4 protein-coding genes, 1 tRNA gene and 1 pseudogene are annotated in these 7,776 nt (G+C 72.1%); 4 read left to right on the forward strand and 2 right to left on the reverse strand.

The annotated features are described in order from the left end of the window. From tmk to IH13_RS0103830, 4 genes and pseudogenes are all read left to right on the forward strand, one after another. Window positions 1-1,772 (forward strand): annotated as a pseudogene (gene tmk / locus IH13_RS36640) (dTMP kinase); the annotation flags it as partial. A gap of 245 nt (window positions 1,773-2,017) precedes the next feature. Next, window positions 2,018-3,223: a DNA polymerase III subunit delta' gene (locus IH13_RS0103820; protein ID WP_031080989.1), complete on the forward strand. Its 1,206-nt coding sequence runs from the start codon at window positions 2,018-2,020 to the stop codon at window positions 3,221-3,223. Between the two features lie 113 nt (window positions 3,224-3,336). Continuing rightward, window positions 3,337-4,866, forward strand: coding sequence for an alpha/beta hydrolase (locus IH13_RS0103825; protein WP_031080990.1), 1,530 nt, complete (start codon window positions 3,337-3,339; stop codon window positions 4,864-4,866). Window positions 4,867-4,965: 99 nt separating this feature from the next. Beyond that, window positions 4,966-5,039 (forward strand) — tRNA-Thr (locus IH13_RS0103830). A gap of 135 nt (window positions 5,040-5,174) precedes the next feature. On the opposite strand, the gene IH13_RS0103835 is transcribed toward IH13_RS0103830, so the two are convergent. Together IH13_RS0103835 and IH13_RS0103840 are read right to left on the reverse strand one after the other, a co-directional pair. Then, complete coding sequence (locus IH13_RS0103835; protein ID WP_031080991.1) at window positions 5,175-6,386, reverse strand: glycoside hydrolase family 64 protein; 1,212 nt, start codon at window positions 6,384-6,386, stop codon at window positions 5,175-5,177. A gap of 44 nt (window positions 6,387-6,430) precedes the next feature. Further along, complete coding sequence (locus IH13_RS0103840) at window positions 6,431-7,735, reverse strand: glycoside hydrolase family 16 protein (protein WP_031080992.1); 1,305 nt, start codon at window positions 7,733-7,735, stop codon at window positions 6,431-6,433. Window positions 7,736-7,776: the final 41 nt, after the last annotated feature.

A 7,776-nucleotide genomic window follows, 5' to 3' on the forward strand; every position in this document is an offset into this window, starting at 1 on the left:
GCACGCGATCCTCGACCAGGAGACCGAGCCGTCCCGGCAGGCCAGGACCACCGAGCACCTGCAGGCCGTCGTCCGTGCTGTCTCTTATACACATCATAAGAGACAGGCCTCGGCTCCGGTGACTTCGTCTTCGCCCACGGGGGCGCGGCCTTCACGCTGATGCTCATCGGCGCACTGCTGCTGCCCGTGGCCGTCATCGTCCTCGCCCGGATCGACGACCGGTCCGGGGTACCGCTCCGCAGGGACCTGAGCGACGCGCTGCGCGGCAGCGACCCGGCCGTGGCACCCGCCGCGACGGGCTTCTTCCTCGCCGTGGAGGGCGGCGACGGGGCCGGCAAGTCCACCCAGGTCGAGGCTCTCGCCGAGTGGATCCGCGCCAAGGGCCACGAGGTCGTCGTGACGCGGGAGCCGGGAGCGACCCCGATCGGCAAGCGGCTGCGTTCGATCCTGCTCGACGTGTCCTCGGCCGGGCTGTCCAACCGGGCCGAGGCCCTGCTGTACGCGGCCGACCGCGCCGAGCACGTCGACTCGGTCGTCCGCCCGGCGCTGGAACGCGGTGCGATCGTCATCTCGGACCGGTACATCGACTCGTCCGTCGCCTACCAGGGGGCGGGCCGCGACCTCTCCCCGACGGAGATCGCCCGGATCTCGCGATGGGCGACCGGCGGGCTCGTCCCGAACCTGACGGTCCTTCTGGACGTCGCACCGGCGACCGCCCGGGAACGCTTCACCGAGGCCCCGGACCGGCTGGAGTCGGAACCCCCCGAGTTCCACAACCGGGTGCGGGCCGGCTTCCTCACCCTCGCGGCCGCCGCACCGTTGCGCTACCTCGTGGTGGACGCGGCGCGCTCTCCGAGGCCGAGATCAAGGCCTTGGAGGAGGCGCGCAAGGCGGCCGAGGAGGAGGCCCGCCGCAAGGCCGAGGAAGAGGCGGCCCGCAAGGCCGAGGAGGAGCGGCTGGAGCGCGAGCGGCAGGCGCAGCTCGCCAAGCTCCGCGCCGAGGAGGAGGAGCGCCGGCGCCGCGAGGAGGAAGAGGCGCGGCAGCGCGAGGCCGAACGACAGGCGGAGGAGGCCCGGCAGCGTGCCGAGGAGGCCCGCCGCCGTGCCGAGGAGGAGCGGGCCCGGATCGAGGCCGAGGAGCGGGCGCGCGAGGCCGAGCAGGAACGTCTGCGCAAGCAGGCCGCGGAGGAGGCCCGGCTCCGCAAGGAGGCGGAGGAGCTCCGTCTGGAGAAGCAGCGCAAGGCGGAGGAGGCGCTGATCCGGGCCGAGGAGGCGCGGCGCAGGGCCGAGGCCGATGCCGCCGCCGCGGCGCAGGAGTCCGCGTCGTCGGCCGCGTCCGGCACCTCGGTGCCGGACAACGAGCTCACGGTCCCGACCCCGGTCGTGAACCCGAACGAGATCACGCAGCCGGTACCGCTGGCCCGGCCGCAGGACCGCCCGGCCCCCGACGCCGAGGAGACGACCGTGCTGCCGTCCGTGCGGGACGCGGACGAGACCACCGTCCTGCCGCCCGTACGGGACGAGCGCGGGGCGCTCCGGCCCGAGGAGGGGGAGAACGAGCGCACGCGTGAGCTGCCGCAGATCGGCGAAGGCTCCCGGGAGGGCGCGGCGCCCCAGGAGCGTGGCGCGTCCCGTCGCTCCCGGCCCCGTCCGGACTGGGCCGAGGAGACACCGCTGGACGACCTGCCGACGCTGGCCGACGAGCTGCTCGGCGGCCAGGACGACGAGGACCAGGACCGCCGCGGGCGTGGAGACCGCGGGCCGCGTCGCTGACGGTTCACGGCGGGGCAGGAGAGCCGACGGAGTGTTACGGCGGGCCCGGCACCCAGGGAGAGCGGTTCCGGCCGCTCCGGGGGCCGGGCCCGCCGTGCTGTCCGCCACCGAGACGCCTGCCGGGGTGGCGGCCCGCCCGTACACCCCGCGTCCGGACCGGTGTGGTCCCGGCTGTCAGACCCCTCCCGCACAATGGAACCCGGCTTCACCGGCACGACACCCCACCACCGGAAGGGCGGTGACCCATGACCGTATGGGACGACCTGGTCGGACAGGACCGAGTGCAGGAGCAGCTCGGCGCCGCCGCCCGGGACGCCGATGCGCTGGTCACCGCCCATACCGACGGCGCGCCCGTGCCCCCGGGGTCGAGGATGACCCACGCCTGGCTGTTCACCGGCCCGCCCGGTTCCGGCAGGTCGACTGCCGCGCGCGCCTTCGCCGCGGCGCTCCAGTGCACCAGCCCGGACCGCGCGCTGGGCGGGGTACCGGGCTGCGGGTTCTGCGACGGTTGCCACACGGCGCTGATCGGGACCCACGCGGACGTCGAGGTGGTCCGTACGGAGCTGCTCTCCATCGGGGTGAAGGAGACCCGCGAGCTGGTCCGCCGCGCGCAGCTCTCGCCGGCTGTCGGGCGGTGGCAGGTCATCGTCCTGGAGGACGCCGACCGGCTCACCGAGGGAGCGGGCAACGTCCTGCTGAAGGCGGTGGAGGAGCCCGCGCCCCGCACCGTGTGGCTGCTCTGCGCCCCGTCGCTCGAAGACGTGCTGCCCACGATCCGTTCCCGCTGCCGGCACCTCACCCTGACCACACCGCCGGTCGACGCCGTCGCGGAGGTGCTCGTGAGGCGGGACGGCGTCGACCCCGACCGGGCGGCCTCCGCCGCCCGCGCCACCCAGGGGCACATCGGCAGGGCACGCCGACTCGCCACGGACGAGCGGGCCCGTGCCCGGCGTGCCGCTGTGCTCAAGCTCCCCCTGCGCGTCCAGGACGTCGGCGGCTGCCTCAAGGCGGCCCAGGAGCTGATCGACACGGCCGGTGACGACGCCAAGCAGGCCGCGGAGGAAGTGGACGGCAAGGAGACCGATGAGCTGAAGGCTGCGCTCGGCGCCGTCGCGGGAGGGCGGATGCCGCGCGGCACCGCCGGTGTGATGAAGGAGCTGGAGGACAGGCAGAAGCGCCGCAGGACACGCACACAGCGCGACAGCCTCGATCTCGCGCTCACCGAGCTCACCGGCTTCTACCGCGACGTGCTGGCCCTCCAGCTCGGCTCCCGGACCGCTTTGGCCAACACCGACGTGCAGGACGCCCTCGACCGGATCGCCGGGTCCTCGACCCCGGAGCGGACCCTGCGGCGGATCGAGGCCGTGATCGCCTGCCGCAAGGCCCTGGACCGCAACGTCGCGCCGCTGCTGGCGGTGGAGGCGATGACCATGGCGCTGCGGGCCGGCTGACGACGCGGGCTGCGGCGGTTCGTGCCGGGGCGGCCTGTGCCGGGGCGACGCGCGAATTCACCCGTAAGAGCTGGGAATCGGTTGAGTCGTCACCCTGCGGCTACGCTCCGGGGATGGACACCAGGCGCCTGTTCACCGTCTTCGCCGCCGCGCTCGGCACGGCCGGTCTTCTCGTCTCCGGCTGCAGCAGCGGCGGATCGGCGCCCCGTGCGTCGGCCACGGGATCGGCCGTCGCCGAAGAGCTCCAGCCGTACTACGGGCAGAAGCTGCGATGGCGGGACTGCGGGGCGGAGGGCTTCCAGTGCGCCACGATGAAGGCCCCGCTCGACTACGCCGAGCCCGACGGCGGTGACATCGACCTGGCCGTCTCCCGTAAGAAGGCCACCGGTCCGGGCAAGCGGATCGGCTCGCTCCTGGTGAACCCGGGCGGCCCCGGAGGCTCGGCCGTCGGCTACCTCCAGGGGTACGCGGCGATCGGCTACCCGGCCCCGGTCCGCGCCCGGTACGACATGGTGGCCGTCGATCCCCGCGGGGTGGCCCGCAGCGAACCCGTCACCTGCCTCACCGGCAAGGAGATGGACGCCTACACCCAGGTGGACCAGACCCCCGACGACGACGCCGAGGCCGCGAAGCTGAACGATGCCTTCGCCACGTTCGCGGCCGGCTGCCAGAAGCACTCGGGCAAGATCCTTCCGCATGTCTCCACGGTGGAGACGGCCCGGGACATGGACGTCCTGCGTGCCCTGCTCGGTGACGAGAAGCTCCACTACGTGGGCGCCTCGTACGGCACCTTCCTCGGTGCGACGTACGCCGACCTGTTCCCGAGCCGCGTGGGCCGGCTCGTCCTCGACGGGGCGATGGACCCCTCGCTCCCCTCGCTCGACATCAACCGCGACCAGACCGCCGGGTTCGAGACGGCGTTCCAGTCGTTCGCGGCCGACTGCGTCAAGGAGAAGGACTGCCCCCTCGGCACCACGTCCACCGCCGACGCGGCGACCGCGCTGAAGAAGCTCTTCGCCGACCTGGACGCCAAGCCGATCGCGACCGGGGAGAGCCGGAAACTGGGCGAGTCCCTGGCGACGACCGGCGTGATCGCCGCGATGTACGACGAGGCGGCCTGGCCGCAGCTCCGTGAAGCACTCGCCGGCGCCCAGCGGGGCGAGGGGGCCGGTCTGCTCGCCCTGGCCGACAGCTACTACGAGCGCGATCCGGACGGCACGTACGCGAACCTCATGTACGCCAACGCCGCCGTGAACTGCCTCGACCTCGCCCCCGCCTTCACCGGCCCGGAGGAGGTCGAGAAGGCGCTGCCCGACTTCGAGAAGGCCTCGCCCGTCTTCGGCAAGGGATTCGCCTGGGCGGCCCTGAACTGCGGTTCCTGGCCCGTCGAACCCACCGGCACGCCCCACCGCACCGAGGCGGAGGGCGCCGCCCCCATCGTCGTGGTCGGCACCACCCGCGACCCGGCCACCCCGTACAAGTGGGCGAAGTCGCTCGCCGGACAGCTCTCCTCCGGCCGTCTCCTCACCTACGAGGGGGACGGACACACGGCGTACGGCCGCGGCAGCGACTGCGTCGACACGGCGATCAACACGTATCTGCTGGACGGCACCCCGCCCCAGGACGGCAAGAAATGCTCCTGACCAGCGGGTACGCCGTCAGGGACGGGTGGTTCGGAGCACCCCCGGAAACTGTGTAGACTTGGCGTCGCTGCTGGTCGCACCATGGTGTGACCGGAGTGTGCCGCCTTAGCTCAGTTGGCCAGAGCAACGCACTCGTAATGCGTAGGTCTCGGGTTCGAATCCCGAAGGCGGCTCTGTGAAGGCCCCAGGACTCACTCGCCGTGACCTGGGGCTTTTGCTTGTCGTCGTACGTATCTGCTCGTCGCCGTCCGCACCGCGAAGCCCCAGGTCATGAAGGACCTGGGGCTTCGCCGTGCCTTCGGAACCGGTCAGAACGGTGTCAGCGTCAGCCGTGCGCCCGTCGGAGCGGTGTCCTGGATGTACGAGGCGAAGTCGGCCACGTCGTCGAAGGCGAAGCCGTACGCCTTGCCGTCCCGGGTCGCCGCGTGGACGGCCGCCGAGTAGTGGTTGGTGATCGGCGACGCCCGGTAGAAGGCGGCCGGGTCCGTGGTGGGCTGGGCGGTGTCGCTGATCAGCGTGGACCGGTTGAAGCCGGCGCCCAGGACGGCGGCGACCGGGCCGGTGGTGCCGTCGTTGGGTGCGGCGAGGTTGCCGTCGCAGAACAGCACGTCCCGGGTGGTCGGCCTGGCGAAGGAGACGGACGCCGGGCCGTCGAAGGCGAACCGGTCTCCGCGCACCCGGCCGGTGAACGTACCCGCGTTGGTGGTGACCGTGAGGTCCCTGCCGGTGTAGGTGCTCCACACCTCGTCGATGTACGGGTCGAAGTAGTCCGTGGCGAAGATGCCCGCGTCCAGCCCGTGGCCGGGTGCGATGACGCGCAGGTCGTCCACCACCAGGGGTGCGAACTCGGGGATCTCCCGGAGAGCGGCGAAGACCTGGTCACGTCCCTGTGCGCGCAGGGTGCCGGTGGTCCGGTTCTCGGCGCCGGTCAGGCCGATGCTCAGGGGGACGCTGAACATGTCGACCATGGTGGTGTTGCAGAACATCCCGGCGGCGTTGTACGTGAACTCGGCGCAGTCGTGCAGCACGTCGTAGTTCGGGTCCGAGGTCACCCAGCCCGCGGGGTACTGGAGGGCCGCGTCGCCGTTGCCGTCCGCCACCGCCTTGAACTTCAGTTTGTCGCCGAGCGCGACGTAGATGCGCCCGGACATGTAAGGCAGGGTCAGCGAGGTCTCGCCGCTGCCGGACAGGGCGATGGCGTAGTCGGTGTAGCCGTCGGCACCGTTGTCCGAGAGCGATATCGGCGCGAGGGTGCCCTCGGGGGTGAGGCGGACCTGTCGTCCGTCCTGGTTGCCGACGATGTACAGGTACACCGAGGAGTCGGCGAACGCGCCCGAGTCGTTGACGACCGTCAGCGGGAGGGCGCCGCCGGCCGAGGCCTTCGTCCCCTCGTCGCCGGAGCCGATCGTGGCCAGGGCGTGGGGCGCGATGAGCGCGGCGGCGGGGACGGCCACGGCGGCACCGGCGAGTGAGGTGAGCAGCCTGCGGCGGGAGACGTTGCGCTGGTGGCGGGGAGACATGTGAGGGTTCTCTTTCCGTACGGGTGCGGTGAGGGGGCGAGCGGTCAGGCGACGGTCCACTTCTGGTTGGCGGCGCCGGTGCACGTCCAGATCTGCAGCCGGGTCCCGTCGGCCGAGGAACCGCCTGTGGCGTCCAGGCACTTGTCCGCGCCGGTGTTCGTCAGGTCGCGGGCCGAGGTGTGGGTCCACTTCTGGGCGTCGGAGCCGTTGCAGGTGTACAGCTGCACGGCGGCGCCGTCCGCGGTGGAGCCGTCCCGTACGTCCAGGCACTTGCCGAGGGCGCGCACGGTGCCGTCACCTCCCAGCGTCCACCTCTGGGCGTCCACGCCGTTGCAGTCGTGGAGTTGGATCGGGGTTCCGTCGGCGCTCGACGCACCGGCGACGTCCACGCACATGCCGCCGATGCCCTGGATCGCACCGGTCCTGCTGCCGCCGTCGTTGCCGTCGTCGCCCCCGCTGCCGCCGTTGCCGCCGGAGTCGTCGGAGGCGGAGACCCGGACGTAGTCGACGGTCATCGTCTGGGGGAAGGAGGTGGCCCCGTCCGGGCTGCCGGGCCAGTCACCGCCGACCGCGAGGTTCAGGATGATGAAGAAGGGGTGGTCGAAGACCCACTTGTTGCCGTTCACGTCGGCGGGCGTACGCGTCTGGTAGGCCTGGCCGTCCACCGACCAGGTGATCGCCTGGGGGCTCCAGTCGACCGCGAAGGTGTGGAAGTCGTCGGCGAAGGACCTGCCGTCGGGAAGCGTGTAGGAGGCGCCGATGCCGCCACCGCCCGAGTAACCGGGGCCGTGGACCGTGCCGTGGACGGTGCCCGGCTCGTAGCCGACGTTCTCCATGATGTCGATCTCGCCGCTGTTCGGCCAGCCCGCGCTGCCGAGGTCGTCGCCGAGCATCCAGAAGGCCGGCCAGACGCCCTGGCCGCGCGGCACCTTGATACGGGCTTCGTAGCGCCCGTACGCCTGGGTGAAGGTACGGGCGGTGTTCAGGCGTGCCGAGGTGTACTGGCAGTCCCCGTACCAGCACGTGAGACCCGGATCGGTGTTCTTGCGGGCGGTGATCACCAGATTGCCGTTGCCGTCCAGGGCGGCGTTCTGGGTGCTGTCGGTGTAGTACTGCAACTCGTTGTTGCCGTTGCCCGAACCGCCGGTCTCCAGCGTCCACTTGGACGCGTCCGGTGCGCTGCCCGCGGCGCCGTCGAACTCGTCGGCCCATGTCTGGGCCTCCGTGGCGGCGTTGGCCCGGGAGGTGGCGGGGCCGGACGTGGTGATGAGGAGGGCGGCGGCGAGTGCGGCGGAGACCAGGAGAACCAGTCCGCCTAGTGACCATCTGTGTGCGCGGTGAGCAGCCATGGGATCCGTACCTTGTCTGTGGGGGAAGCGGCTGGGGGGGG

Source organism: Streptomyces sp. NRRL WC-3549 (assembly GCF_000721935.1).
Lineage (GTDB): Bacteria > Actinomycetota > Actinomycetes > Streptomycetales > Streptomycetaceae > Streptomyces.

Bases quoted from the DNA above. Each gene is read 5' to 3' on its own strand.
- IH13_RS0103840 (WP_031080992.1), bottom strand. From the start codon at position 7,735: ATGGCTGCTCACCGCGCACACAGATGGTCACTAGGCGGACTGGTTCTC.
- IH13_RS0103820 (WP_031080989.1), top strand. From the start codon at position 2,018: ATGACCGTATGGGACGACCTGGTCGGACAGGACCGAGTGCAGGAGCAG.
- IH13_RS0103825 (WP_031080990.1), top strand. From the start codon at position 3,337: ATGGACACCAGGCGCCTGTTCACCGTCTTCGCCGCCGCGCTCGGCACG.
- IH13_RS0103835 (WP_031080991.1), bottom strand. From the start codon at position 6,386: ATGTCTCCCCGCCACCAGCGCAACGTCTCCCGCCGCAGGCTGCTCACC.